The organism is Cellulomonas sp. P4_D11 (assembly GCF_056401915.1).
In genome coordinates, this window is sequence record NZ_JBFUIK010000021.1 from 1 (window position 1) to 23,261 (window position 23,261).

Annotated in this window: 23 protein-coding genes and 1 pseudogene; 17 read left to right on the forward strand and 7 right to left on the reverse strand. The window is 73.0% G+C overall.

The annotated features are described in order from the left end of the window. Nucleotides 1-61: 61 nt before the first annotated feature. The 3 genes and pseudogenes from AC1DT4_RS13775 to AC1DT4_RS13785 all read left to right on the forward strand — a co-directional run. Nucleotides 62-520, forward strand: a pseudogene (locus AC1DT4_RS13775) (DUF222 domain-containing protein); the annotation flags it as partial. A gap of 193 nt (nucleotides 521-713) precedes the next feature. Then, entirely contained in the window at nucleotides 714-1,217 is a 504-nt protein-coding gene (locus tag AC1DT4_RS13780) for a hypothetical protein (protein WP_477090431.1), read from the forward strand. Between the two features lie 280 nt (nucleotides 1,218-1,497). After that, nucleotides 1,498-1,911 (forward strand): DUF3224 domain-containing protein, encoded by a 414-nt coding sequence (locus AC1DT4_RS13785; protein WP_477090361.1) that lies wholly within the window; start codon nucleotides 1,498-1,500, stop codon nucleotides 1,909-1,911. Nucleotides 1,912-1,923: 12 nt separating this feature from the next. Here AC1DT4_RS13785 and AC1DT4_RS13790 read toward each other — a convergent pair whose 3' ends face one another. Both AC1DT4_RS13790 and AC1DT4_RS13795 read right to left on the reverse strand, forming a co-directional pair. Then, nucleotides 1,924-2,472: an SRPBCC family protein gene (locus tag AC1DT4_RS13790; protein WP_477090362.1), complete on the reverse strand. Its 549-nt coding sequence runs from the start codon at nucleotides 2,470-2,472 to the stop codon at nucleotides 1,924-1,926. A gap of 208 nt (nucleotides 2,473-2,680) precedes the next feature. Further along, a complete protein-coding gene (locus AC1DT4_RS13795) occupies nucleotides 2,681-3,091 on the reverse strand; it encodes a DUF6855 family protein (protein WP_477090363.1) in 411 nt (136 codons plus the stop codon). A 224-nt stretch (nucleotides 3,092-3,315) separates the two neighbouring features. Between AC1DT4_RS13795 and AC1DT4_RS13800 the strand changes: the two genes are divergently transcribed. The 4 genes from AC1DT4_RS13800 (at nucleotide 3,316) to AC1DT4_RS13815 (ending at nucleotide 6,855) form a co-directional block, all read left to right on the forward strand. Next, complete coding sequence (locus AC1DT4_RS13800) at nucleotides 3,316-3,684, forward strand: ArsR/SmtB family transcription factor (protein ID WP_477090364.1); 369 nt, start codon at nucleotides 3,316-3,318, stop codon at nucleotides 3,682-3,684. Next, nucleotides 3,681-4,172, forward strand: a complete 492-nt coding sequence (locus tag AC1DT4_RS13805) for an SRPBCC family protein (protein WP_477090365.1) — start codon at nucleotides 3,681-3,683, stop codon at nucleotides 4,170-4,172. Before AC1DT4_RS13800 ends, AC1DT4_RS13805 begins: the two co-directional genes overlap by 4 nt. Nucleotides 4,173-4,232: 60 nt before the next feature. After that, a complete protein-coding gene (locus AC1DT4_RS13810; protein ID WP_477090366.1) occupies nucleotides 4,233-4,781 on the forward strand; it encodes a hypothetical protein in 549 nt (182 codons plus the stop codon). Nucleotides 4,782-5,040: 259 nt separating this feature from the next. Further along, the gene (locus AC1DT4_RS13815; protein WP_477090367.1) at nucleotides 5,041-6,855 is read left to right on the forward strand and encodes an adenylyl cyclase; all 1,815 of its coding nucleotides are present in this window, start codon (nucleotides 5,041-5,043) and stop codon (nucleotides 6,853-6,855) included. A gap of 54 nt (nucleotides 6,856-6,909) precedes the next feature. Here the strand turns inward: AC1DT4_RS13815 and AC1DT4_RS13820 are convergent, their stop codons facing one another. Then, entirely contained in the window at nucleotides 6,910-7,560 is a 651-nt protein-coding gene (locus tag AC1DT4_RS13820; protein ID WP_477090368.1) for a class I SAM-dependent methyltransferase, read from the reverse strand. A 135-nt stretch (nucleotides 7,561-7,695) separates the two neighbouring features. Here AC1DT4_RS13820 and AC1DT4_RS13825 point away from each other — a divergent pair, with 135 nt between their 5' ends. The 3 genes from AC1DT4_RS13825 to AC1DT4_RS13835 are packed head-to-tail and all read left to right on the forward strand — an operon-like array spanning nucleotide 7,696 to nucleotide 10,677. Then, nucleotides 7,696-8,127: a YciI family protein gene (locus tag AC1DT4_RS13825; RefSeq protein WP_477090369.1), complete on the forward strand. Its 432-nt coding sequence runs from the start codon at nucleotides 7,696-7,698 to the stop codon at nucleotides 8,125-8,127. A 14-nt stretch (nucleotides 8,128-8,141) separates the two neighbouring features. Further along, nucleotides 8,142-9,398, forward strand: coding sequence for an RNA polymerase sigma factor (locus tag AC1DT4_RS13830; RefSeq protein WP_477090370.1), 1,257 nt, complete (start codon nucleotides 8,142-8,144; stop codon nucleotides 9,396-9,398). 4 nt (nucleotides 9,399-9,402) lie between these two features. Beyond that, nucleotides 9,403-10,677 (forward strand): MFS transporter, encoded by a 1,275-nt coding sequence (locus AC1DT4_RS13835; RefSeq protein ID WP_477090371.1) that lies wholly within the window; start codon nucleotides 9,403-9,405, stop codon nucleotides 10,675-10,677. Nucleotides 10,678-10,683: 6 nt separating this feature from the next. Here AC1DT4_RS13835 and AC1DT4_RS13840 read toward each other — a convergent pair whose 3' ends face one another. Further along, nucleotides 10,684-11,058: a DUF5655 domain-containing protein gene (locus tag AC1DT4_RS13840; RefSeq protein ID WP_477090372.1), complete on the reverse strand. Its 375-nt coding sequence runs from the start codon at nucleotides 11,056-11,058 to the stop codon at nucleotides 10,684-10,686. Nucleotides 11,059-11,086: 28 nt separating this feature from the next. Here AC1DT4_RS13840 and AC1DT4_RS13845 point away from each other — a divergent pair, with 28 nt between their 5' ends. Continuing rightward, nucleotides 11,087-11,725: a GNAT family N-acetyltransferase gene (locus AC1DT4_RS13845; protein WP_477090373.1), complete on the forward strand. Its 639-nt coding sequence runs from the start codon at nucleotides 11,087-11,089 to the stop codon at nucleotides 11,723-11,725. Here AC1DT4_RS13845 and AC1DT4_RS13850 read toward each other — a convergent pair. Genes AC1DT4_RS13850 through AC1DT4_RS13860 form a run of 3 tightly spaced genes read right to left on the reverse strand, consistent with a single transcriptional unit; the run spans nucleotide 11,688 to nucleotide 14,201 of the window. Further along, nucleotides 11,688-12,911 (reverse strand): RNA polymerase sigma factor, encoded by a 1,224-nt coding sequence (locus AC1DT4_RS13850; protein ID WP_477090374.1) that lies wholly within the window; start codon nucleotides 12,909-12,911, stop codon nucleotides 11,688-11,690. The two genes, AC1DT4_RS13845 and AC1DT4_RS13850, sit on opposite strands and share 38 nt — an antisense overlap. A gap of 13 nt (nucleotides 12,912-12,924) precedes the next feature. After that, nucleotides 12,925-13,317, reverse strand: a complete 393-nt coding sequence (locus AC1DT4_RS13855) for a YciI family protein (RefSeq protein WP_477090375.1) — start codon at nucleotides 13,315-13,317, stop codon at nucleotides 12,925-12,927. Between the two features lie 47 nt (nucleotides 13,318-13,364). After that, nucleotides 13,365-14,201 (reverse strand): aldo/keto reductase, encoded by an 837-nt coding sequence (locus AC1DT4_RS13860; RefSeq protein WP_477090376.1) that lies wholly within the window; start codon nucleotides 14,199-14,201, stop codon nucleotides 13,365-13,367. Nucleotides 14,202-14,308: 107 nt separating this feature from the next. Between AC1DT4_RS13860 and AC1DT4_RS13865 the strand changes: the two genes are divergently transcribed. The 6 genes from AC1DT4_RS13865 (at nucleotide 14,309) to AC1DT4_RS13890 (ending at nucleotide 23,249) form a co-directional block, all read left to right on the forward strand. Next, entirely contained in the window at nucleotides 14,309-15,226 is a 918-nt protein-coding gene (locus AC1DT4_RS13865; RefSeq protein WP_477090377.1) for an SDR family oxidoreductase, read from the forward strand. Further along, nucleotides 15,223-15,744: a TetR/AcrR family transcriptional regulator gene (locus tag AC1DT4_RS13870; protein WP_477090378.1), complete on the forward strand. Its 522-nt coding sequence runs from the start codon at nucleotides 15,223-15,225 to the stop codon at nucleotides 15,742-15,744. Before AC1DT4_RS13865 ends, AC1DT4_RS13870 begins: the two co-directional genes overlap by 4 nt. Nucleotides 15,745-15,852: 108 nt before the next feature. After that, the gene (locus AC1DT4_RS13875) at nucleotides 15,853-17,169 is read left to right on the forward strand and encodes an FAD-binding oxidoreductase (protein ID WP_477090379.1); all 1,317 of its coding nucleotides are present in this window, start codon (nucleotides 15,853-15,855) and stop codon (nucleotides 17,167-17,169) included. Between the two features lie 124 nt (nucleotides 17,170-17,293). Further along, nucleotides 17,294-19,276: a penicillin-binding transpeptidase domain-containing protein gene (locus AC1DT4_RS13880; RefSeq protein WP_477090380.1), complete on the forward strand. Its 1,983-nt coding sequence runs from the start codon at nucleotides 17,294-17,296 to the stop codon at nucleotides 19,274-19,276. Nucleotides 19,277-19,326: 50 nt separating this feature from the next. After that, nucleotides 19,327-20,727 carry a 3' terminal RNA ribose 2'-O-methyltransferase Hen1 gene (locus AC1DT4_RS13885; RefSeq protein WP_477090381.1) on the forward strand — a complete coding sequence of 467 codons (1,401 nt, stop codon included), beginning with the start codon at nucleotides 19,327-19,329 and terminating at the stop codon, nucleotides 20,725-20,727. After that, nucleotides 20,724-23,249 carry a polynucleotide kinase-phosphatase gene (locus tag AC1DT4_RS13890; protein ID WP_477090382.1) on the forward strand — a complete coding sequence of 842 codons (2,526 nt, stop codon included), beginning with the start codon at nucleotides 20,724-20,726 and terminating at the stop codon, nucleotides 23,247-23,249. Before AC1DT4_RS13885 ends, AC1DT4_RS13890 begins: the two co-directional genes overlap by 4 nt. The last annotated feature ends 12 nt before the right edge of the window (nucleotides 23,250-23,261 follow it).

Genomic DNA, 23,261 nt, shown 5'->3' on the forward strand with positions numbered 1-23,261 from the left:
CTGCACCCGGCGCCTGGGTCAGGACCTGGTCCTGCGTGCCACCCACACCAGCACGTACCCGGTGCTGGGTGACGCGTGGGCGGCCGGTCGGATCGAGGCGCGCAAGATCGACGTGATCCTGGCCGAGATCCACACCGGGGGCGCCGGTCTGGGCCGTGAGGTCCTGGACGAGGTGGTCGCGGATGCGGTGGTGCGGGCCGGGGACCTGACCGCCCCTCAGCTCACTCGGCACGTGCGCGCGATGCTGCTGGCCGCCAACCCGGACGTGCCGGAGAAGCGGCGCCGGGCCGAACGCGAACGGCGCGGAGTGTTCCTCGAGCTCGCCCCGGACGCGATGGCCCGCCTGATCGCCTACCTGCCCGCCGCCGAGGCCACCGCGGCGTTCACCGCGATCGACGCCCTGGCCGGCAACGCCGCCGTGGACGGTGACCAGCGGAGCGTGGATCAGCGGCGCGCGGACGCATTCAGTGACATCTTCACCGGGATCCTGGACCGGCAGGCCACCCCCGACGGCACCCCACTACCCACCCGGCACGGGCAACGGGCCGCCTTGCAGGTCTCTGTGGCCGCGTCCACCCTGCTGGGTCTGGACGACCAGCCCGGGGTTCCTGGGGTCCTACGGGCCGATCCCCGCCCAGGTCGCCCGCGAGCTCGCCCAGGACGCGACCTGGCGCCGGGTGCTGACCGACCCGGCCACCGGGCAGGTCTGCTCCGTGGGCACCCAGTCCTACCGGCCCGGGGCGGACCTGACCCGCACCGTCCAGGCGCGCGATGTCACCTGCACGTTCCCCGGGTGCCGGCAACCGGCCACCCGGTGCGAGCTCGACCACCGCATCCCGTTCGACCACGACCGCACCGGCACCACCCGTACAACCACCGGCACGCGCAGTGGCGCGGGCACGGGCGCGGGTGGTGGCGCGGGCACGGGCAGTGGCGCGAGCACGGGCAGTGGCGCGAGCACGGGCAGTGGCGCGGGCGCCGGGAACGGTCACGACGTGCAAACGTGCGAGGCGAACCTGCACGCGCTGTGCAAGCACCACCACCAAGCCAAGACGAAGGGCTGGTGGCAGGTCACCTACGACCCGACCACCGGGGTGTCCACCTGGACCGACCGGCACGGGCTGACGTACGCGCGCAGCCCGGTCCTGGTCCTGGTCCCACCCGACGCACTCATCCACCGGCCACCACCGCCGGACCTCGGAGACCCACCCTTCTGACGCCGCACGACGGAGCATCTGGCGGGCATGCCCTGATCCGTCATGCTTCGACCGCCCACTCCGCGACCGTCTCGCTCGGTCCGTGCTGGTCGCTCTCGCTCCGTCAGGCTCGCTCCGTCCGCCGGGCTCGGTCCCTGATGGCTCGGTTCGTCGGCTGACCGGCCCGTCGTGCTCAGGTGCTCGGCCCCGGCCCATCGTCGGTCCTGTCGGCTCCCGACGCTGGTGCGTCGCTCGCGGTGCCGGCGGCGCGGGCGTGGGAGCTCATCGCTAGCGTGCGGGAATGATCAGCGAAGGAACATTCACGGTCAGCGGGTTCACCCCGGTCCCGATCGAGACGGAGAACCCGGTCACCACGGCTCTCGGCGTCGGTGTGGCCACGATGGTCAAGGAGTATGTGGGCGGCGTCGAGGGGCGGTCGACCACCTTGTTCACCTCGGCGTTCGACCCGGAACGCGGCGTCGGTACCTACGTCGCCATGGAGTCGTTCGAGGGCAGCCTCAACGGTCGTGCCGGGGCGTTCAACTACGCGCACGTCGCGTCGACCCACGGGTCCGACCGGTTCGACGAGTACGCGGTGATCGTGCCGTCGAGCGGCACGGGCGAGCTCACGGGCATCCGCGGCACTGCCGTTATGGCGGTCGACGAGGACGGCACGCATCGCATCCGGTTCGACTACACGCTCGGCGACGCCTGAGCCCGAGCCCGGCTACGCAGCGGAGCGGGCGTCGTACTCCGCCTCGGCCAGGCTCGCGAACGTGCGGAGCTGCTTGCGCATCATGACCAGGTCGCCCCACGCGAGCAGGGCCGCTCGCAGCGCACCGAGTCGGGTGGGCGGCTGTTCCACGCGGAGGACGGCCACGAGTCGCGTGCGCGCCGGAGCCGTGGCGGACAGGGCGTAGGTGAGGGCGACGTCGCCGAACAGCCGGGTGCCGGCGCCGGGCGTCATGCGGACGGTCAGGTGCTCGTCGGTGACGAACGAGTCGAGGGTGAAGATCCGGGAGAACGTCTGCCCGACCTCGAGCTCCCAGCACCACGGCAGCGGCGTCCGTGGGCTCCGGCGGCCGCCGTTGTCGATCCAGTCGTAGCTGTACGGCGCGACGCGGAACTGGCAGAGCCAGCGGTACACGACGTCGGGCGGCGCGAGGACGTCGACGCCGCGCAGGAGCCGACCCGCCAGGGCCGGCATGAGCGCGTCGCACGGGTACTCCCGCCGCTGCTCCTCGGCCGTCACGCCCCAGGTGGTCGCGATGCTCATGAGTCCCCCGTCGCCGGACTCCGACGCTAGGCCGGACTGTGCTGCCCGGCCATGGTCCCTCAGCGGGTCCTCAGCGCGACGAGGCAGGGGCTCCGCGACGAGGCGTCGAGACGGGACGCGTGTGCGGGTTCACCGGTGACCAGGTCGGCGCACCCAAGGCTCGCCCCCTGCGTGCGCTGGCCGCCGGTGGTGCAGTGGGCGGTCGTTGTCAGGGGCGAGTCGCGCGGACGGTGTTGTTGCGGGCGTCGTGCGTGAGTTCGACGAGCCCGAGGGCCTCGAGCAGCGGCGGCAGGTACATCCCGAATCGACCGCGGTAACCCTTGCGGAGCCCGTACCACCCGCCGACGGGGTTGCCTTCGTCCCGACCCCACGCCTCGACGCTCCCGGCGGCGGCCGGCTTCTGCTCGTCGGCGGCGCCCAGCGGAACCCAGTCGCCCTGCGCGACCAGCCACGCGTGCAGGTCGTCGATCGCGCTGAGGTGGTACTTCAGGGTGGTCGACCCGACCTGGCAGACGAGCGCGGGAGGGTCGGCGGACTCGTCCCGGTACATCGTGTACGCCGACGAGCCGGGCGCGGTCGTCAGCTGCCACGGGTCGTCCTTGGTACCGCTGCCTGCCATCGGGCTCTCCTTCGAGCATCGCGCCGGACTGCAGGTCCACTATCGCCCCGCCCACAGCCCGACCGACAGTCCCGCCGCAACAGGGCGGCGGACGCACTCGGGGGGACGGGACACCGCATGTCTGTCGCGGCCCGATTGACCGGTAGGAATTCCCCTACGTATAGTGCCGGAGGTCGGCAGGAGGAGCCCTGGCCGCGTGACGCTGCTGCGAGGAGGGGCCAGCCGTGCCGAGACGACTGAAGGAGTCGCCGCTCGACCGTCTGCTCTCTGCCCTGGCCAACCCGACCCGCCGGGACATCCTCGACGCGCTGCTGTCCGGGGAGAAGAGCGTGGGCGAGCTCGCGGCGACGTTCGACATGGCGCGACCGAGCGTCTCCGAGCACCTGGCGGCGCTCCGCGCCAACGGTCTCGTGACCGAGCGGGCCGACGGCCGCCACCGGTACTACTCCGTGACGGCGGCTCCACTGGCGGACCTCGCCAGCTGGATGACCCCGTACGAGCGGTTCTGGCGCGGTCGGCTCACCGCACTCGGCGGTGTGCTGGACCGGCTGGAGCACGACGAACGACCCGAGACGAGAGGGAGCCACGAATGACTGACCCCGGGACGGCGAGCTGGGAGCTGCCGGCCGACGACGAGACCACCGACCCGACGACGATCCGTGTGGACCAGTACCTCCCGCACCCGCCCGAGCGCGTGTGGCGGGCGCTCTCCACGCCCGAGCTGGTGTCGCAGTGGCTCATGACCGACGACTTCCTGCCCGAGGTGGGCCACCGGTTCACGATGGCCGGCCGTCGGGTCGAGGCGACCGGCTTCTCCGGGACCGTCGCGAGCACGGTCCTCGCGCTCGAGCCGGAGCGCATGCTCAAGGTCACCTGGACGGACGCCGCCAAGCCTGACCTCGTGCCGACCACCGTGACGTGGACGCTCGAGCCCGAGGGGCGCGGCACCCGGATCTTCCTCGAGCACGCCGGCTTCGACCCCGACGACCCGATCGCCCAGCTGTCCCGCCGGATCATGGGCGGCGGCTGGCGCAGCAGCGTGTTCCGACGCCTGTCCGAGGTGCTCTCCCGGGTCGAGTGACCCGGGGCCCCGTCGGACCCTCCCGCTACGCTCGCGACCGGCATCGACGAAGGGTGTGGGATGACGGTGACCTCAGGTCTGGTGAGCGTGCTGGGCACCGCGGTGTCCGACGAGCCCTGGTACGTGGTCGTCGCCACGCTGGGACCCCTGCTGGCAGCGTTCGGAGCGATCGGCGCGCTCATCGTCGGCATCCTGACCGTCCGGCAGCGTGCCGCGGCCGACGCGCGGGCGCAGTGGTGGGCCCGCGTGCAGTGGGCGGTCGACCTGGCGTTCGACGACGACGACACCAAGCGCTCGGTCGGGCTCGACGCGCTCGCGCTGCTGGCCTCGTCGCCGCTGGCGAGTGCCGACGACGACGCGTTCCTCGCGGGCCTCTCGCTCGACGTGATCCGCGCGCTCGAGGACCGGGGCGCCAACGACGGTGCCGACTTCGTGCACGCGGACCAGGAGCCGGGGCAGGTTCGGCCGTCCACGGCCAGGCCAGTCGTCAGGGTGACGCGCGCCGAGGTCGCGGCGGCGCGGCTGCGCGTCGTGACCGACCGCGGTCGCGGGCGCGAGACCCCCACGTGGATCGAGAGGCTCGCCGCGATCGAGCCCGCGCGCGGCTGACGCGGGCTAACGGGACCGCGCGAACACTTACAGAACTGTCAGGGTTGACACGAGTCACCAGACCTGTACCTTTTGTCCTGGCCGGCAACAAAAAGTCCGGTGCACGGCGCCAACGACGGTGCCTCCTCGTGCGCGAGGGCCCGTCCTGGACGTGCCCTGTGTGCGGAGAAAGGTCCCAACCCCCATGCTCCTTCGTAGGCGTCAGCATGCTCGGAACCGACGAGCGACAGCGGCTCCCCACCGCGGGAGGACGACGGCGGTGCTCGTCGCAGCCCTGAGCCTCGCGCTCGTGCCGCTGCTCGCGGCGCCGGCACAGGCGTCGGCACCCGTCGACCTCGGCCCCAACGTCATCGTGTTCGACCCCAGCCAGCCGATCGCGGAGATCCAGGCGAAGGTCGACGCGATCGCGGCCCAGCAGGTCCCGGCGCAGTTCGGCGACGGCCGCTACGCGCTGCTGTTCAAGCCCGGCACGTACGGCACCGCGGAGCAGCCGCTGCGCTTCCAGGTGGGCTACTTCACCGAGGTCGCCGGCCTGGGGCAGAACCCCGGCGACGTCGTCATCAACGGCGCGATCGAGGTCTACAACCAGTGCTTCCCGACGGCGCCCGGCGCCCCGACGGACTGCACCGCGCTGGTCAACTTCTGGCGCTCGCTGTCCAACCTGAGCATCCACTACCAGGTGGGCAGCGCCGACGGCTGCCGCGGCTCGGCCAACTTCTGGGCGGTCTCGCAGGCCGCGCCGATGCGCCGCGTGAGCGTCACCGGGGCCAACGTCAGCCTCATGGACTACTGCACGGCCGGCCCGCAGTACGCGTCGGGCGGCTTCATCGCCGACTCGGCCCTGCCGTTCGTCGTGAGCGGGAGCCAGCAGCAGTTCCTGGTCCGCAACGGCTCGGTGGGCGGGTGGAGCAACAGCGTCTGGAACCAGGTGTTCGCCGGCGTCCAGGGCGCTCCCGCCACGGACTTCGTGACGAACAAGTACACGACGCTGGACACCAACCCGGCCTCGCGCGAGAAGCCGTACCTCTACGTCGACGCCAAGGGGCGGTACAACGTCTTCGTCCCGTCGGCCGCGACCAACAGCACCGGGACCACCTGGGCCGCCGGCAGCACGCCGGGCAGGTCGCTGCCGCTGAGCAGCTTCTTCGTCGCCAAGCCCGGTGACAGCGCGTCGAGGATCAACGCGGCGCTCGCCGTCGGCAAGAACGTCCTGTTCGCGCCCGGCGTCTACCACGTCAACAGGACGCTCAACGTGCTGTGGCCGAACGCGGTCGTGCTCGGTCTCGGCCTCGCGACGATCGTCCCCGACAACGGCGTCGTCGCCATGCAGACCCTCGACGTCCCCGGCATCGACATCGCCGGGATCATGTTCGACGCGGGCCCGGTGAGCTCGCCTGCTCTGCTCCAGCTGGGCACCAAGATCTCGGCGCTGGACGGCAAGCTCAAGAAGCCGCTGCTGAGCTCCGCGAGCAACCCGACCGCCGTGCAGGACGTGTTCTTCCGGATCGGTGGCGAGCACGTCGGCAAGGCGACCCAGAGCCTGGTGGTCAACACCAACCAGACGATCATCGACCACACGTGGGCCTGGCGGGCCGACCACGGCACCGGCGTCGGCTGGACCGTGAACACGGCGGACACGGGCGTGCTGGTCAACGGCAACGACGTCACCGCGACGGGCCTGTTCTCCGAGCACTACCAGAAGTACAACGTCGTCTGGAACGGCGAGCGGGGCAAGACGATCATGTTCCAGAACGAGCTGCCGTACGACGCTCCCGACCAGGCCTCCTGGCAGCACGACGGGGTCGACGGGTGGGCCGCCTACAAGGTGGGCGACAAGGTCACGACCCACGAGGCGTGGGGCATGGGCAGCTACATCTACACCAACGTGAACCCGACCCTGCACGCCACCCGGGCGTACGAGGTGCCGGTCACGCCGGGCGTGCGGCTGCACGACATCCTGACGGTCTCGCTGAACGCGGCGGGCACCATCGACCACGTGGTCAACGACACGGGCGACCCCGTGACGCCGACCATCCAGGGCCCGAGCGTGGTGCTGGAGTTCCCGGCACCGTGATCTGACCGGACAGACAGACGAGGGCCCGGCCGACGGTCGGGCCCTCGTCGCGTCTCAGACCCGCGCGACCAGCGCGTAGCGCTCGTCGTGGACCGGCCCGCCCCACAGGGCCTCGTCGTCGCCGAGCTGCTCGACCCGCAGTCCCGAGACGAGCGGGCGGACGGCGTCGACCAGGTCAGCGGCGGTGACCCCGCCGTCCCAGGGCAGCGGCGGGGCATCGGGGGTGTACGGGGTCCCGCCGGCGGTCGACCAGCGTCCCTCGACCAGGACCAGCGTGCCGCCAGGGCGGACCAGCGAGACCCAGCGGGCGAGCGCGGCCGGCGGGTCGGGCAGGGTCCAGAGCAGGTGGCGGGCGAGCACGACGTCGACCTCGGCACCCTGGGGCCGGGCGGCGTCGCCGACGACGAACGACGCGGCCACGCCTGCTGCCGCGGCCTTGGCTCTGGCCGCGTCGATCATCTGCGGCGCGACGTCCACGCCGGTGACCCGGTGCCCCGCCTCCGCCAGCAGCACGGCGAGCGACCCCGTGCCGCAGCCGAGGTCGAGCACGTCCCACGGCCCGGCGGGGATCCAGCCGGTGAGCCGGGCGGACCACGCCGCGCGGGTGCGCGGGTCGCGCAGACCGTGGTCGGGCTCGTCGTCGAAGCCCGCCGCCGCGTCGTCCCAGAACCGGGCGATACCGGAGAGATCCTCTGGTGCGGTCATCCGGCCACCGTAGGACGGCACCGCGAAACTCGTCGTGGAGCCGTGTCGAAAACGACCGGTGCCCGTTCGACGACCTGGTGAAGGCCCCGGCTCGGCACTAGCGTCGGGCGGGCACCCGAGTCGAAGGAGACAGCCATGAAGGTCCTGGTCATGATCAAGGGGGACGGCGCGGACGAGGGCAAGGTCGCACCCACCGACGAGATGTTCCGCGTCATGAACGCCTACAACGAGCAGCTGGTCAACGCCGGGATCATGCTCGGCGGCGAGGGCCTGCAGCCCAGCGCGGCCGGCGCGAAGGTGGTCTGGGAGCCGTCCGGCGAGACCTCGGTGGTCGACGGTCCGTTCGCCGAGGCCAAGGAGATCGTCGCCGGCTACTGGATCTGGCAGGTGAGCTCCCTCGACGAGGCCATCGAGTGGGCCAAGCGCTGCCCGTCGACGCCAGAGCTGCGCTCGGTGCTCGAGATCCGCCCGTTCTTCGAGATGGAGGACTTCGCGAAGATGGTCTCGCCCGAGGTGCTCGAGAAGGAGCAGGCGATCGTCGACCGCCTGAAGGCGCAGGAGGCCTGAGGAGGAGCGGGGCGATGGCCGACGCGCGACGCACCGTCGAGGTCATCTGGCGGATCGAGTCGCCGCGGCTCATCGCCTCGCTCACCCGACTGGTCCGGGACGTCGGCCTGGCCGAGGAGCTCGCGCAGGACGCGTTCGTCGCGGCGCTCGAGCAGTGGCCCGCGACGGGTGTCCCGGACCAGCCCGGCGCGTGGCTGATGGTGACCGCGCGGCACCGCGCGATCGACATGATCCGGCGCGAGCAGAACCGAAGCACCAAGTACGCCGTCCTGGCCGGCTCGCTCGCCGACGAGGAGGCGGCGGACCGGGTGGTCGACGAGCCCATCGGCGACGACCTGCTCTCGCTCGTCTTCCTCACCTGCCACCCGGTGCTCCCGCGGGAGTCGCGGATCGCCCTGACGCTGCGGCTCTTCTGCGGCCTCACCACGGACGAGATCGCGCGGGCGTACCTGGTTCCGTCGCCCACGATCGGCCAGCGGATCTCGCGCGCCAAGCGGACGCTGGCGGAGGCGCAGGTGCCGTTCGAGGTGCCGCAGGCCGACCAGATGGCGGCGCGGCTGGGCTCGGTGCTCGAGGTGATCTACCTGATCTTCACCGAGGGGCACTCCGCGACGTCGGGCACCCGGTGGGTCCGCCGGGACCTGGCCGACGAGGCGATGCGCCTGGGCCGCGTGCTCGCCGCGCTGCTGCCGCGCGAGCCCGAGGTGCACGGCCTGGTCGCGCTCATGGAGCTGCAGGCCTCCCGGTTCGACGCCCGCGGCGACGGCGTGCTGCTCCAGGACCAGGACCGCAAGCGGTGGGACAGCGCGCTCATCGAGCACGGGCTCCGGTCGCTCGAGCGCGCCACGACCCTGGGCCGACCGCTCGGGCCGTACACCGTGCAGGCGGCCATCGCGGCGTGCCACAGCCGGGCCCGGACCTTCCAGGACACCGACTGGGAGGCGATCGTCGCGCTCTACGACGCCCTGGCCCAGCTGGCGCCGTCGCCCGTCGTCGAGCTCAACCGCGCCGTCGCGGTCCTGCACGCCGACGGCCCGGAGGCGGCCCTGGCGGCCCTCGAGCTGATCCGCCACGACCCGCGCCTCGCCCGGTACCACCTGCTCGGCGCCGTGCGCGCGGACGTCCTGGTCTGGCTCGGGCGTGCCGACGAGGCCGCCGTCGAGCTCGAGCGTGCGGCCGCCCTGGCCCCCACACAACGGGAACGGAACCTGCTCATGGCGCGTTCGGCAGCCGTCGCGGAATCTCCCGTGCGGGGTGTCGGAGGGGGCTGACAGCATGGCGGACGTGACGGAGCCGACGGAGACCGAGGTCGAGACGCCCGCGCCCGCGCGGCCCGGCTGGCGTCGCGACGTCACGATCTTCCTGTCCGGGCAGACCATCTCGCTGTTCGGCTCGATGCTCGTGCAGTACGCCGTGATGTGGCACCTGACGCTCGAGACCAAGTCCGGCGGCGTCATGGCCCTGTACGCGGTGTTCGGGTTCCTGCCGCAGGCGGTGATCTCGATCTTCGGCGGCGTCTGGGCGGACCGGCTCGACCGCAAGAAGCTCATCATCGGGGCCGACGCCACCATCGCGGTCGTCACGCTGGCCCTGGCGATGTTCATGATGGCGGGCGCCACCGACCTCTGGCTGATCTTCGTCGCGATCGCCATCCGGTCCGCGGGCGCGGGAATCCAGATGCCTGCGGTCGCCGCGCTGCTGCCGCAGATCGTGCCGGGCGACAAGCTCATGCGGGTCAACGGCATCAACGGCACGATCCAGTCGGCCATGATGCTGATCGCGCCCGCGGCCGCCGCCGGGGTCTACGCGAGCATGTCGATCGTCGCGGTGTTCTACATCGACGTCGTCACCGCGGTCATCGGCATCGGGCTGCTCCTGCTGGTCACGGTGCCGCGGCTCGTGCGCTCCGACGCCGGACAGGTGGGCTACTTCGACGACCTCGTCGGCGGGGTGAAGTACGTGGTGACCCACGCGTTCGTGCGCTGGATCCTCGTGCTCTACGCGGTGGTGTTCCTGCTCATCGTGGCGCCCTCGTTCCTGACCCCGCTGATGATCGTGCGGACGTTCGGCGAGGAGGTCTGGAAGCTCACCGCCAACGAGCTCGCGTTCAGCATCGGCATGGTGCTCGGCGGCGCGGCCGTGGCGGCGTGGGCCGGGAAGTGGAACCGGGTCCGCATGATCCTGGGCTCCACGCTGGTCTTCGGTGGCCTCTCCGTCGGGCTCGGGCTGTCGACCAACCTCTGGGTCTTCTTCTCGTTCATGTTCCTGCTCGGCCTGTCGGTGCCGGCCTTCTCGACGCCGTCGTTCACGGTGCTGCAGGAGACCGTGGAGCCGGAGATGCAGGGGCGGGTGTTCGGCTTCGTCGGCATCGTCATGGCCCTGTCGATGCCGATCGGGATGGCGATCTTCGGGCCGCTGGCCGACCGGTTCTCGGTCGAGTCGCTGCTGATCTGGGCGGGGGTGGCGCTGCTGCTGGTCGTCGCTCTGGCGCTCGCCGTCCCGGGTGGTCGGCGGGCGATGCGCGCCGCGAACGAGCACGCCACCGCCTGACGGACGTCAGGCGAGGTGCGCGCCGGACCCCACGGCCGCCGCCTCCCGGACCCAGCCGGCGAACGTCTCGTCGAGGTCCGCGAGCGAGCGGATCCGGAAGCGGTTGACGTGCAGGTTCCGCTGGTACGGGGACGACCGGAGGATCCGGGGGTCCCCGTCCAGCGGTCGCAGCGTGTCGAGGTAGCCCTCGACGCCCTGCCGGGTCGGGCGGGCGCCGGCGAACCCGCGCCGGGGACCCTTGAACGTGATCGTCGTCTTCGCCACGGCGTAGGTCACCGGCCCCGTCGACTCCACCAGGGCGGCGAACGCCCGCCACAGCTCGACGTGCGCCGGGTCGGCGTCGCGCAGGTGGTCGTCCACGGTCCAGACTCGGTCGTCCATGGCCCCCATGCTGCGCCAGGATGACCGCATGATCGAGCCCTTCACGCTCACCGGCCGGCACGTCCGGCTGGAACCACTGGACCCGTCGCACGTGCCAGGGCTCGCCGCGGCCGCCGCCGAGGAGCGCGGGAGCTACGGGTACACCTGGGTGCCCGACGGGCCGGTCGACACGGCCGCCTACGTCGACGCCGCCCTCGAGCACGCGGCATCCGGCCGGGCGGTGCCGTTCGCGGTGCGGCGGCTGGCCGACGACGCGATCGTCGGCAGCACCCGGTTCCTCGACCTCGAGGTGTTCGAGAACCCGGCGACGTGGCCGCCCGGCAGCCTCGGTCCGGCGCCGAGCGACGAGCACCCGCCGTCCGTCGCCGAGATCGGCAGCACCTGGTACGCGGCGTCGGCCCAGCGGACGGCGATCAACACCGAGGCCAAGCTGCTGCTGCTCACGCACGCGTTCGAGACGTGGCGGACCCTGCGGGTGACCCTCAAGACCGACGCCCGCAACGCCGCGTCGCGCAGGGCGATCGAGCGGATCGGCGGCCGGTTCGAGGGGGTGCGCCGCGTGCACACCGTCGCCACGGACGGCGGCCTGCGCGACACGGCCTACTTCTCGATCGTCGCGGCCGAGTGGTTCACCGTGCGGGCGGGGCTGGTGGCGCGCCTGGGGTGACGGCGTCGCGGCTGCGCTGCAAGAACGCGCGTTCGGCGTCGTGGGGCGTGAGGGCGAGCGCCTGGTCGTACGCGGCGGCGGCGTCCGAGGGTCGATGGAGCCGCCTCAAGAGGTCGGCGCGGACCGCGTGGAAGAGGTAGAAGCGCTCGAGCGGCAGGCCGTCCACCAGCGCGAGCCCCGCGGCCGGTCCCTCGAGCTCCGCGACAGCGACCGCGCGGTTCAGCTCGACGACCGGGCTGGGCGCGATCGACATGAGCTGGTCGTACAGGATCACGATCTGCCGCCAGTCCGTCCCGGCCGGCTCGCTGTGCACCGCCTGCATCGCGGCCTGCAGCTGGTACGGACCGAGGTGGTCCCGACGAAGACAGCGGCGCACCAGGGCGCGACCCTCGTCGAGCTCGCGCTCGTCCCATCGCGACCGGTCCTGGTTCCGCAGCAGGACGAGCGACCCGTCGGCGGAGACCCGGGCGTCCCGCCGGGCGTCCGTGAGCAGCATGAGCGCGAGCAGCCCGAGCGCCTCGGGCTCGTCCGGCATCAGCTCGACCAGCACGCGGCCCAGCCGGACGGCCTCGGCGCACAGGTCCTCGCGCACGAGCGCGGCCGAGCCCGTGGTGAACACGAGGTAGACCACGGCGAGGACGGCGCGCAGGCGGTCGGGCAGGTCGGCGTCGCGCGGGATCCGGTAGGGGATCCGGGCGTCGCGGATCTTGCCCTTGGCGCGCACCAGCCGCTGCGCCATCGTCGGCTCCGGCACCAGGAACGCGCGCGCGATCTCGTCGGTGGTCAGGCCGCCGAGCAGCCGGAGAGTGAGCGCCACCTGCGCCTCGACCGACAGCGCCGGGTGGCAGCACGTGAACACGAGCCGGAGCCGGTCGTCACGCACGGGCCCCACCTCCACGGGTTCCTCGCGCTCGTGCAGGAGAGCGGCCTGAGCGTGCCGGTCGTCGCGCGAGGCCTCCCGCCGCAGCCGGTCGATGGCCTTGCGCTTGGCCGTGGTGATGATCCAGCCGGCGGGGCTCGGCGGGAGCCCGTCGACGGGCCAGCGCTGCACGGCCGCGACGAACGCCTCCTGCACGGCCTCCTCGGCGATGTCGAGGTCGCCGAAGGTCCGGGTCAGGACGGCGACGGCGCGGCCGTGCTCGGCGCGGAAGACCCGCGCGACCGCGTCGTCGGCGGCCGTCGTCACTGGTGGTCCGTCGTCACTGGTAGCGGAACGGCCGCACCTCGATGGGCAGGGTCGTGGCGACGGCCAGCTGGCCGCCCCAGTCGAGGGCCGCGTCGAGGTCGTCGACGTCGACGATCGTGAAGCCGCCCAGGTGCTCCTTGGCCTCGACGAACGGGCCGTCGGTGGTCACGACGTCGCCGTCCTGGGCGCGCAGCACGGTCGCCGTGCTCGGGTCGTGCAGGCCGCCCGCGTAGACCCAGATGCCGGCGTCCTTCATCGCCTGGTCGACCTTGCCGACGGCGTTCATGATCGGTTCCAGGAACTCGGGGTCGGGCATCGGCCCGGCGGGCTCCATCACGCTCAGCAGGTAGTGGCTCATCACGTCCTCCTCGGTGGGTGCGGCGCCGGCGTCGGGCCGGCTGCTCACCGTCTGTACGAACGGGGAGCAGCCGGATCGACAGCCCAACCGCAAAACTACCGAGGCACGTAGTCGAACGTGTCCGGGTTCGGGCCGGTGCGCTCGTCGCGGTTGAGCCCGGAGATGTCCGCGAGGTCGACGTCGCTCAGCTCGAAGTCGAAGAGCGCGAAGTTCTCCTCGATGCGGCTGCGGGTCACCGACTTGGGGAACACGATGTCGCCGCGCTGGAGGTGCCACCGCAGCGTGACCTGCGCGGGCGTCCTGCCCAGCGACTCCGCGATCCGCACGATCGTGGGGTCGTCCAGCACCTTGCCCTGCGCGATCGGGCTCCACGCCTCGGTCGCGATGCCGTGCTCGGCGTCGAACGCGCGCACCTCCTCCTGCGTGAGGTACGGGTGCACCTCGACCTGGTTCACCGCGGGCGTGATCGTGGTCTCGGCGTTCAGGCGTCGCAGGTGGTGCGGCTGGAAGTTGGAGACGCCGATCGCCTTCGCGCGGCCGGACCGGTAGAAGTCCTCCATCGCCTTCCAGGTCTCGACGAAGTCGCTCACCATCGCCAGCGGCCAGTGGACGAGGAAGAGGTCGACGTGGTCGAGCCCGAGGGTGTCGAGCGTCAGGTCGAACGCGATCGCCGCGTCCTCGGGGTCGTGCGCGTCGTTGTTCAGCTTGCTGGTGATGAAGACCTCGTCGCGGGCGAGCCCGGACTCCGCGAACGCCTCGCCGACGCCCTTCTCGTTCTTGTACATCTGCGCCGTGTCGATGTGCCGGTAGCCCACCTCGAAGGCCTGCAGGACCGCGTCCTTGGTCTCCGCCGGGTCGATCTGGAAGACGCCGAAGCCCAGCTGGGGGATCTCGACGCCGTTGTTCAGGGTGATGTTCGGGACGGTGCTCATGCGTCCTATTCGACCCTGTTGCGGCGGCGGCTGCCTCTTGACCGAGCGCGGCGCAGGTGACAGAGTCCCAACTAACTAGTTGGTTTCTCGTCGGCAAGGAGCCCCGCATGTACAACGTCCCCGACCAGACCGGTCGCACGGTCGTCGTCACCGGCGCCAACAGCGGCACGGGACGGGAGGCGGCGGAGCGCCTGGCCGCGGCCGGTGCCCACGTGGTGCTGGCGGTCCGCAACCCCGAGAAGGGCGAGAAGGCGCTCGCGGAGATCCGGGCCGCGCACCCCGCCGCCTCCGCCGAGGTGCGGCTGGTCGACCTCGCGTCCCTCGCGTCGGTGCGGGCGTTCGCCGACGCCCTGGAGCGCGACCTCCCGCACCTCGACACCCTGATCAACAACGCCGGGGTCATGGCGCCGCCGACGCGGTTCGAGACCGAGGACGGCTTCGAGCTGCAGCTGGGCACCAACTACCTCGGCCCGTTCGCGCTGACCAACCGGCTCCTGCCGCTGCTGCTCGCGGCGCCGGCGGGGCGGGTCACCACCATGAGCAGCGGCATGGCGAACGTGGGCCGGATCCGGTTCGACGACCTGCAGTGGACCCGGCGCCGGTACAGCCCGAGCCGGACGTACGCGCAGTCCAAGCTCGCGGACCTGCTCCTCGCCCGCCGGCTGGCCCGCGTCTCGATGCAGCGCGGCTGGGACCTGCGGAGCAACGCGGCCCACCCCGGCTTCACCGAGACGAACCTGCAGACCGCCGGGGCGTCGCTCGGTCGCGAGCGGACCCACCGCTCGCCCATCGCCAGCATGCCCTTCGTCCCGTCGCAGCTCCCGCCGGAGGGCGCCGAGCCGATGCTGTTCGCGGCGGCCGACCCGCTCGCGGCCGAGGGCGGGTACTACGGCCCGTCGGGGCGGTTCGGCCTCGTCGGCCCGACCGGTCCGGCCCGGCTCAACCGGCGGATGCGCGACGACGGCACGGCGGCGCGGCTGTGGGCCGTCGCCCAGGACCTCACGGGGACGGCCCTGCCCGCATGATGGCCGCCGACACCCCGCGCCGGATCCTCGACGCGGCCGCCGACGAGTTCGCCGAGCGCGGTCTGGCCGGCGCGCGAGTGGACCGGATCGCCGAGCGGGCCGAGGCGAACAAGCAGCGGATCTACGCGTACTTCGGCAGCAAGGACCAGCTGTTCGACGCGGTGATCGAGGACCGCATCGAGCAGCTCCTCGACGCCGTCCCGTTCGACGCCGCGGACCTGCCCGCCTACGCCGTGCGGCTGCTCGACTTCAACGCGGCGCACCCGTCGCTGGTCCGGCTGCTGCTGTGGCACAACCTCGAGCGCCCGGGGGTGCTGGCGCAGCTCCCGCAGTCGGTGTCGTCGCACGCCCGGAAGGTGGCCGCCCTGCGCGCCGTCCGCGGCGACGGCGGCTGGGCCGCGGACCGGCTGCTCGGGCAGGTGCTCGGGCTGGTGCACGGCGTGACGCTCGCCCCGCTGGCCGAGCCGGAGCACGTCCGTGCGGACCTGCACCGGGCGGTCAGCCTGCTGGTCGGCTGATCTCCTCGACACCCGCGCTCGCTTGTCAGTGGTGAGTGGAAAGGTCGTGCTGCGGCGGGCGCCCTCGTGGCAGCCTGCACTGACCCCGATCCGCAAGGAGCTGTCGGCATGTCCCATCCCCTCGCTTCCCGAGTCACCGGTCCCGTCCTGCTCCCGGACGACGACGGCTTCGCCGACGAGGTCGCCGCGCACAACCGCGCGGTGGTCCACAGCCCGGACGTGGCGGTCGGGGCGTCGAGCGCGCAGGACGTCGTCGAGACGGTCCGCTGGGCTGCCGAGAGCGGCGTCCCGGTCACGGTGCTCGCCACCGGTCACGGGGCCAGGACGCCCGTCACCTCCGGGGTCGTGCTCACCACGCACCGGCTCGGCGGAGTCACGGTGGACCCCGCGACCGGGATCGCGACGATCGGCGCCGGCTCCCACTGGACCGACGTCGTGACGGTCGCCGATGCCCACGGGCTCACGCCGATCGCCGGCTCGTCCACGCACGTCGGCGTGATCGGGTACCTGCTCGGCGGCGGCCTCGGTCCGTTCGCGCGCAGCCACGGGTTCAGCTCCGACCGGCTCGAGTCGCTCACGGTCGTCACCGGGGCGGGCGAGCTGGTGGAGGCGTCGGCCGACCGGCACCCGGACCTGTTCTGGGCGCTCCGCGGCGGACAGCACGGGCTCGGCGTGGTGACGGAGGTCCGGCTGCGGCTCGCCGCGGTGCCGTCGCTCTACGCCGGCTCCCTGTTCTTCGACTCCGAGCACATCGAGACCGCGCTGCGCGGCTGGCTGGCGTGGACGGCCTCGGCGGACCCCGACACGACCACCAGCGCGGCGATCATCGGCTTCCCGCCGTTCGACGCCGTGCCCCCGTTCCTGCGCGGGAAGACCGTGCTGGTGCTCCGGTTCGCCCGGCCCGGCGACGAGGCCGCCGGTGAGGCGGTCGCCGCGCCCCTGCGCGCCCTTGCGCCGACGCTCGCGGACACGGTCGGTCTGCTGCCCGTGGCCCGCGCCGCCGAGATCCACAACGATCCCGTCGACCCCGGTCCCAGCTGGGTCCGCGGCCTCCTGCTCAGCCACGCCGACGACGAGCTCGCGACGGCCTGGCTCGGACTCGTCGGGCCCGGCGCCGAGCACCCGTTCGTGGCCGCCGAGCTGCGGCACGTCGAGGGCGCGACAGCCGTGGACGTCCCAGGCGGCTCCGCCGTCTCCGGACGCGGGGCGGCGTTCACGCTCGGGCTGATCGGCGTCGACCCGGGGCAGTTCCGGACGACCATGCCCTCCGCGGCCTCGGCCGTCGCGGAGGCTGTCGCGCCCTGGACGGCAGCCGAGGTCAACCCCAACTTCGCCGGTACGGCGACCCCGGTGTGGGCGCCTGCGACGGCCGAGAGGTTGGCCCGGGTCCGCCAGACGTATGACCCCGCCGGCGTGTTCGCCTGAGGCAACTGGGGAGGATCGGTGAAGGCTGCGTCGTTCGCCCACGCGGCGGCACCGGGTGATGACACGCTCTCGGAGCGTTGGTCGAGCAGAGGGCGGCGCGGTTGCCGCACGACGAGGGGACAGCATGACGTTCGCGGGTGAACGGACGGTGGCGTGGCGCCGCCTGGCAGGCGGAGGGATCGCGCTGCTGCTGGTGGCGGCCGGGCTCACGGCGTGCTCGGCCGAGCCGCCCGGACCCGAGGCGGCCACGAAGGCCCTCGCGGCGGCGCTCACGTCCGGCGACTTCTCCAAGGCTCCCTTCGAGGGCGGGAACGTCGACGTCACCGCGGCGACCGCTCTGCGCGAGGCCGCGTACGAGGGGCTCGCGCCGTGGCAGCCCACGGTCGCGGTCGTGTCGACCACCGTGGACGAGAAGGACAAGGACGTCGCGACGGCGACCCTCGGGTACACGTGGGACGTCGACGAGAGCGACGCCGACTGGACGTACGAGACGCACGCCCGTCTGACCCGCGACGACGAGGACGTCTGGCACGTCGCCTGGGCACCGACCCTCCTGGCGCCGGACCTCGCGGCCGGCGAGGTGCTCACCGTGCACCGCACGCGCGCGGACCGCGCGAACGTGCTGGGCGCGAACGGCGCCGTGATCGTCGAGCCGCGCACGGTGCACCGGCTCGGCATCGACAAGACGCGCATCGCTGCGGCGGACCAGGACGGCGCGGCGCGGGCCTTCGCCGGCGCGCTGGGTCTCGACGTCGACGCCTACGCCGCCAAGGTCGCCGCAGCGGGCGAGAAGGCGTTCGTCGAGGCCATCACCATCCGGGAGGGCGACCCCGGCTACGACGTGGCCACGCTCGCCGCCATGCCGGGCGTCAACGACGTCGTCGGCACGCTGCCGCTCGCGCCCAGTCGCCGGTTCGCCCGGCCGATCCTCGGGTCGGTCGGCGAGGCCACCGCGGAGATCGTCGAGAAGTCCGACGGCGCCGTCGCGGCCGGGGACCTGGCCGGCCTGTCCGGGCTCCAGCGCCAGTACGACGCGCAGCTCCGCGGGCTCCCGGGCCTGACGATCACGGCCGCGCTGGCCGACGGCTCGGCGCCCCGCCAGCTCTACGACGTCCCGCCCACGCCCGGCACGCCGCTGACGACCACGCTCGACGTGGCACTGCAGAACACGGCCGAGGACGTCCTCGCCGGCGTCGGCCCCGCCAGCGCCATCGTCGCGATCCGCCCGTCGACCGGCGACGTGCTCGCCGCGGCGAGCGGCGCGGGCGGCGAGGGGATGTCGACCGCGACGCTCGGCCAGTTCGCGCCGGGGTCGACGTTCAAGGTGGCCACCGCGCTCGCGCTGCTGCGGTCCGGGCTCACGCCCGACAGCGACGTCACGTGCCCCGCGACGGTCTCCGTCGACGGGCGCAGCTTCTCCAACTTCCCCGAGTACCCGACCGACAAGCTGGGCACCATCTCGCTGCGGACCGCGTTCGCCAACTCGTGCAACACGGCCTTCATCTCGGCGCGCGACTCCGCCGACCAGGACGCCCTCATCGACGCCGCGGGCTCGCTGGGCCTCGTCTCGCAGGCGGCGCTCGGGTTTCCCGCGTTCCTGGGCGACGTGCCGGGGGACTCGGACGGCACCGACCACGCCGCCTCGATGATCGGGCAGGGCCGGGTGCTGGCGTCGCCGCTCGGCATGGCGACGGTCGCGGCGTCCGTCGCGCACGGCGGGACCGTGGTGCCGCGGCTGGTGGTGCCCGCCGAGGGGGTGGCGACGCCCGAGCCGACCGACGACGGGACGGCGGCGAGCGCGGCCCCGACCGAGACGCCTCGTCCGGTGGTGCCGCTCACCGCGGCCGAGGCCGCGACGCTCCACGACCTCATGCGCGGGGTGGTCACCGAGGGTGGCGCGGCGTTCCTGCAGGACGTGCCGGGCGACGAGGTGGCGGCCAAGACGGGCACCGCCCAGTTCGGTGACGCGGGGAACCTGCAGAACCACGTGTGGATGATCGCGATCCACGGCGACCTGGCCGTCGCCGTGTTCGTCGACGTCGGCGACTACGGCTCGACGACCGCGGGCCCGCTGCTCGAGCAGTTCCTGTGGGCGGCGCAGGGGTGACCGCCGGTTAAAGCGGCGCCCCGGGGCACGCAGGTCGACACAATGGCCCGGTGTTCCTGACCCTGACGTCGACGGCCGACTCCGCGAGCGACCTGGGCTTCCTGCTGCACAAGCACCCCGACCGCGTGCAGACGTTCGACCTGTCCGTCGGTCGGGCGCACGTGTTCTACCCGGAGGCCGACGACCGGCGGTGCACGGTCGCGCTGCTGCTCGAGGTGGATCCGGTGGAGCTGGTGCGCGGCGGGCGGTTCGGGGACGGGTCGGCGCTCGCCGACTACGTCAACGACCGGCCGTACGCGGCGAGCTCGCTGCTGGCCGTGGCGCTCGGCCGGGTGTTCCGGTCCGCGATGGCCGGCTCGTGCGCCACCCGACCGGACCTCGTCGGCGTCCCGCTGCCGCTGGAGCTCCACGTGCCGGCCGTGCCCGACGACGGGGACCCCGCGCTGGTCGCGCGCCTGTTCGAGCCGCTCGGGTGGACGGTGTCCGTCGGGGTCGGTCCTCTGGACCCGCAGGTGCCGTCCTGGGGGGACTCGCCGTACGCCGACGTGCGGCTGACCGGCACGTTCACGGTCGCGGACGCGCTGCGGCACCTGTACGTGCTGCTGCCCGCGCTGGACGGGGGCAAGCACTACTGGGTCGGTCCCGAGGAGGTGGACAAGCTGGTCCGCAGCGCCGGCGACTGGCTGGGCGAGCACCCGGAGCGCGACTGGATCCTGCAGCGTTCGCTCGCGCACCGGCGCGAGTACGTGGCCGACGCGGTGGAGCGGCTCGGGGTCGTCGAGGAGGTCGTCGCCGGCGCCGAGGGAGAAGCGACCCCGTCTGCCGCGGTGATCGTGCCGCCGCCGCTCGCGGCGATCCGGCGGGAGGTGGTGCTCGCGGAGCTGCGGGCCGCGCGGGCGGCGTCGGTGGTCGACCTCGGGTGCGGGGAGGGTGCGCTGCTGCGGGAGCTGCTGGCCGACCCGGCGTTCACGCGGGTGGTCGGCGCCGACGTGTCGCACCGCGCCCTCCGGAAGGCGGCCGAGCGGTTGGGGCTGGACCGGATGCCCGACACCGTGCGCGCCCGGCTCACGCTCGTGCAGTCGTCGGTGACGTACCGGGACGCGCGGCTGGCGGGGGCGGACGCGGTGGTGCTGATGGAGGTGATCGAGCACGTCGACCTCGACCGGCTGCCGGCGCTGGAGCGGACGGTGTTCGGCGAGGCGCGCCCGCGGACGGTGATCGTGACCACGCCGAACGAGGAGTTCAACGTGCGGTACCCGACGCTGCACGCCGGGACCATGCGGCACACGGACCACCGGTTCGAGTGGACGCGCGGGCAGGGCGAGGCGTGGGCGGCGGGGGTGTGCGAGGCGTACGGGTACACGTTCCGCGCGGGGGCGGTCGGGGACGTCGACCCGGAGGTCGGGCCGCCGACCCAGCTGCTGGTGTTCACTCTGGGGGCCGCCGCATGAGCGCGCTGGAGATCCCGGAGCTGGCGCTGGTCGCGCTGGTCGGGGCGTCGGGGTCGGGAAAGTCGACGTTCGCGGCCGACCGCTTCGGGCGGTACGAGGTGGTGTCCAGCGACGCCTGCCGGGGGATGGTGTCCGACGACGAGACCGACCAGGACGCCACCAAGGACGCGTTCGAGGTGCTGTCGTTCGTCGTCGGGAAGCGCCTGGACCGTGGCCGGCTGACGGTGGTCGACGCGACGAACGCGCAGCGGGACGCTCGCAAGCACGTGGTCGAGCTGGCCCGCGCGCACGACGTGCTGCCGGTCGCGATCGTGCTGGACCTGCCCGAGGACGTGTGCCTCGAGCGCAACCGGGGGCGCGGCGACCGGCAGCTGCCGGAGCGCGTGGTGAAGCGGCAGCGCGACCTGGTGCGGCGCGCGGTCGGGGGCCTGGCGCGCGAGGGGTTCCGGCAGGTGCACGTGCTGCGCACGCCTCTGGAGGTCGAGCAGGCCACGATCGTGCGCGCGCGGCTGCACAACGACCTGCGCGACGAGCACGGGCCGTTCGACGTCATCGGCGACGTGCACGGCTGCCGGTCGGAGCTGGAGGCGCTGCTGCAGACGCTCGGCTACGCGCTGGTGCGGGACGACGCGGGCCGACCGGTCGACGCGGCGCACCCGGAGGGCCGCAAGGTCGTGTTCCTCGGCGACCTGGTGGACCGCGGGCCGGACACGCCCGGCGTCCTGCGGCTGGCCATGGGGATGACCGCGGCCGGTCACGCGCTCGCGGTGCCGGGCAACCACGAGCACAAGCTGGTCCGCGCGCTGGACGGCCGGAACGTCACGGTCAGCCACGGGCTCGAGACGTCGCTCGAGCAGCTGGCCGCCGAGGGGCCGGACTTCTCGTCCCGCGTGCGCGAGTGGGCCGACGGGCTCGTCTCGCACCTGGTCATGGACGACGGGAGGCTCGTCGTCGCGCATGCCGGGCTCAAGGAGGCGTACCACGGCCGGACGTCGGGCCGGGTGCGCAGCTTCGCGCTGTACGGCGACACCACCGGGGAGACCGACGAGTTCGGCCTGCCGGTCCGCTACCCATGGGCCGACGAGTACCGCGGCCGCGCGATGGTCCTGTACGGCCACACCCCGACGCCGGTCCCGCAGTGGGTCAACCACACGATGTGCCTGGACACCGGCGTGGTGTTCGGCGGGCACCTGACCGCGCTGCGGTACCCGAGCAAGGAGCTCGTGCAGGTGCCTGCCGAGCAGGTCTGGTACGAGCCGGCGAAGCCGTTCCTCGTGCCGGCGGCGACGCGGCCCGACGACGTGCTCGACCTCGAGGACGTGCTGGGGCGGCGGTCGGTGGAGACGCGTCACCACGGGCGGGTCACGATCGAGGAGGAGAACGCCGTCGCCGCACTCGAGGTGATGAGCAGGTTCGCGCTGCACCCGCGCTGGGTGCCGTACCTGCCGCCGACGATGGCGCCCGTGGCGACGTCGCCGCTGCCTGGGGTCCTCGAGCACCCGGCCGAGGCGTTCTCGGCGTTCGCCGCGAACGGTGTCACGCGCGTGATCTGCGAGGAGAAGCACATGGGGTCGCGCGCGACCGTGCTCGTGTGCCGCGACGCCGAGACCGCCCAGCGCAGGTTCGGCGCTCCGGTCGGCGAGACGGGCGCCGCCTGGACGCGGACCGGGCGGGCGTTCTTCGACCGGCCGCTCACGGAGGTCTTCCTCGCGGGCGTCCGCGACGCGGTCAGCGCCGCCGGGCTGTGGGACGAGCTGGGCACCGACTGGCTGCTGCTGGACGGCGAGCTGCTCCCGTGGTCGCTCAAGGCCGGGCCGCTGCTGCGGGAGCAGTACGCGGCGACGGGTGCCGCCGCGCGGGCGATGCTGCCTGCGGCCGTGTCGGCGCTGGTCACCGCCGCGTCCAGGGGGCTCGACGTCGGGGACCTGCTCGACCGGACCCGGCGGCGGGCAGGAGATGCGGACGCCTTCGTGGAGGCCTACCGCCGCTACGTCTGGCCGACCGACGGCCTCGACGGCGTCCAGCTCGCGCCGTTCCAGGTGCTCGCCGCGGAGGGTGCGACGTTCCACGACCGCGACCACGGCTGGCACCTGGGGCTGGTCGACCGGCTGGTCGACGCGGACCCGGTGCTGGTCCGGCGCACGGGACGTCTGGAGCTCGACGTCCACGAGCCGCAGGCGGGGATCGACTGGTGGGAGGAGCTCACCGCGGCCGGCGGCGAGGGGATGGTGGTGAAGCCGTTCGCGAATCTGGTGCACGGCCGCCGCGGCCTGGTGCAGCCGGGCCTCAAGGTCCGCGGCCGCGAGTACCTGCGGATCATCTACGGGCCCGAGTACCCGCAGCACCTCGACCGGCTGAAGGTCCGGTCGCTGGGGCGCAAGCGCGGCCTGGCGCTGCGCGAGTACGCCCTCGGCCTGGAGTCGCTGGAGCGGCTGGCCGCGGGCGAGCCGCTCTGGCGCGTGCACGAGCCGGTGTTCGCGGTGCTGGCGCTCGAGTCGGAGCCGGTGGACCCGCGGCTGTGAGAGCGTCGGACG

Excerpts from the sequence above, each read along its gene's own strand:
- AC1DT4_RS13785 (WP_477090361.1), top strand. The coding sequence starts at position 1,498 with ATGATCAGCGAAGGAACATTCACGGTCAGCGGGTTCACCCCGGTCCCG.
- AC1DT4_RS13790 (WP_477090362.1), bottom strand. The coding sequence starts at position 2,472 with ATGAGCATCGCGACCACCTGGGGCGTGACGGCCGAGGAGCAGCGGCGG.
- AC1DT4_RS13795 (WP_477090363.1), bottom strand. The coding sequence starts at position 3,091 with ATGGCAGGCAGCGGTACCAAGGACGACCCGTGGCAGCTGACGACCGCG.
- AC1DT4_RS13805 (WP_477090365.1), top strand. The coding sequence starts at position 3,681 with ATGACTGACCCCGGGACGGCGAGCTGGGAGCTGCCGGCCGACGACGAG.
- AC1DT4_RS13810 (WP_477090366.1), top strand. The coding sequence starts at position 4,233 with ATGACGGTGACCTCAGGTCTGGTGAGCGTGCTGGGCACCGCGGTGTCC.
- AC1DT4_RS13820 (WP_477090368.1), bottom strand. The coding sequence starts at position 7,560 with ATGACCGCACCAGAGGATCTCTCCGGTATCGCCCGGTTCTGGGACGAC.
- AC1DT4_RS13825 (WP_477090369.1), top strand. The coding sequence starts at position 7,696 with ATGAAGGTCCTGGTCATGATCAAGGGGGACGGCGCGGACGAGGGCAAG.
- AC1DT4_RS13830 (WP_477090370.1), top strand. The coding sequence starts at position 8,142 with ATGGCCGACGCGCGACGCACCGTCGAGGTCATCTGGCGGATCGAGTCG.
- AC1DT4_RS13835 (WP_477090371.1), top strand. The coding sequence starts at position 9,403 with ATGGCGGACGTGACGGAGCCGACGGAGACCGAGGTCGAGACGCCCGCG.
- AC1DT4_RS13840 (WP_477090372.1), bottom strand. The coding sequence starts at position 11,058 with ATGGACGACCGAGTCTGGACCGTGGACGACCACCTGCGCGACGCCGAC.
- AC1DT4_RS13845 (WP_477090373.1), top strand. The coding sequence starts at position 11,087 with ATGATCGAGCCCTTCACGCTCACCGGCCGGCACGTCCGGCTGGAACCA.
- AC1DT4_RS13860 (WP_477090376.1), bottom strand. The coding sequence starts at position 14,201 with ATGAGCACCGTCCCGAACATCACCCTGAACAACGGCGTCGAGATCCCC.
- AC1DT4_RS13865 (WP_477090377.1), top strand. The coding sequence starts at position 14,309 with ATGTACAACGTCCCCGACCAGACCGGTCGCACGGTCGTCGTCACCGGC.
- AC1DT4_RS13870 (WP_477090378.1), top strand. The coding sequence starts at position 15,223 with ATGATGGCCGCCGACACCCCGCGCCGGATCCTCGACGCGGCCGCCGAC.
- AC1DT4_RS13875 (WP_477090379.1), top strand. The coding sequence starts at position 15,853 with ATGTCCCATCCCCTCGCTTCCCGAGTCACCGGTCCCGTCCTGCTCCCG.
- AC1DT4_RS13880 (WP_477090380.1), top strand. The coding sequence starts at position 17,294 with ATGACGTTCGCGGGTGAACGGACGGTGGCGTGGCGCCGCCTGGCAGGC.
- AC1DT4_RS13890 (WP_477090382.1), top strand. The coding sequence starts at position 20,724 with ATGAGCGCGCTGGAGATCCCGGAGCTGGCGCTGGTCGCGCTGGTCGGG.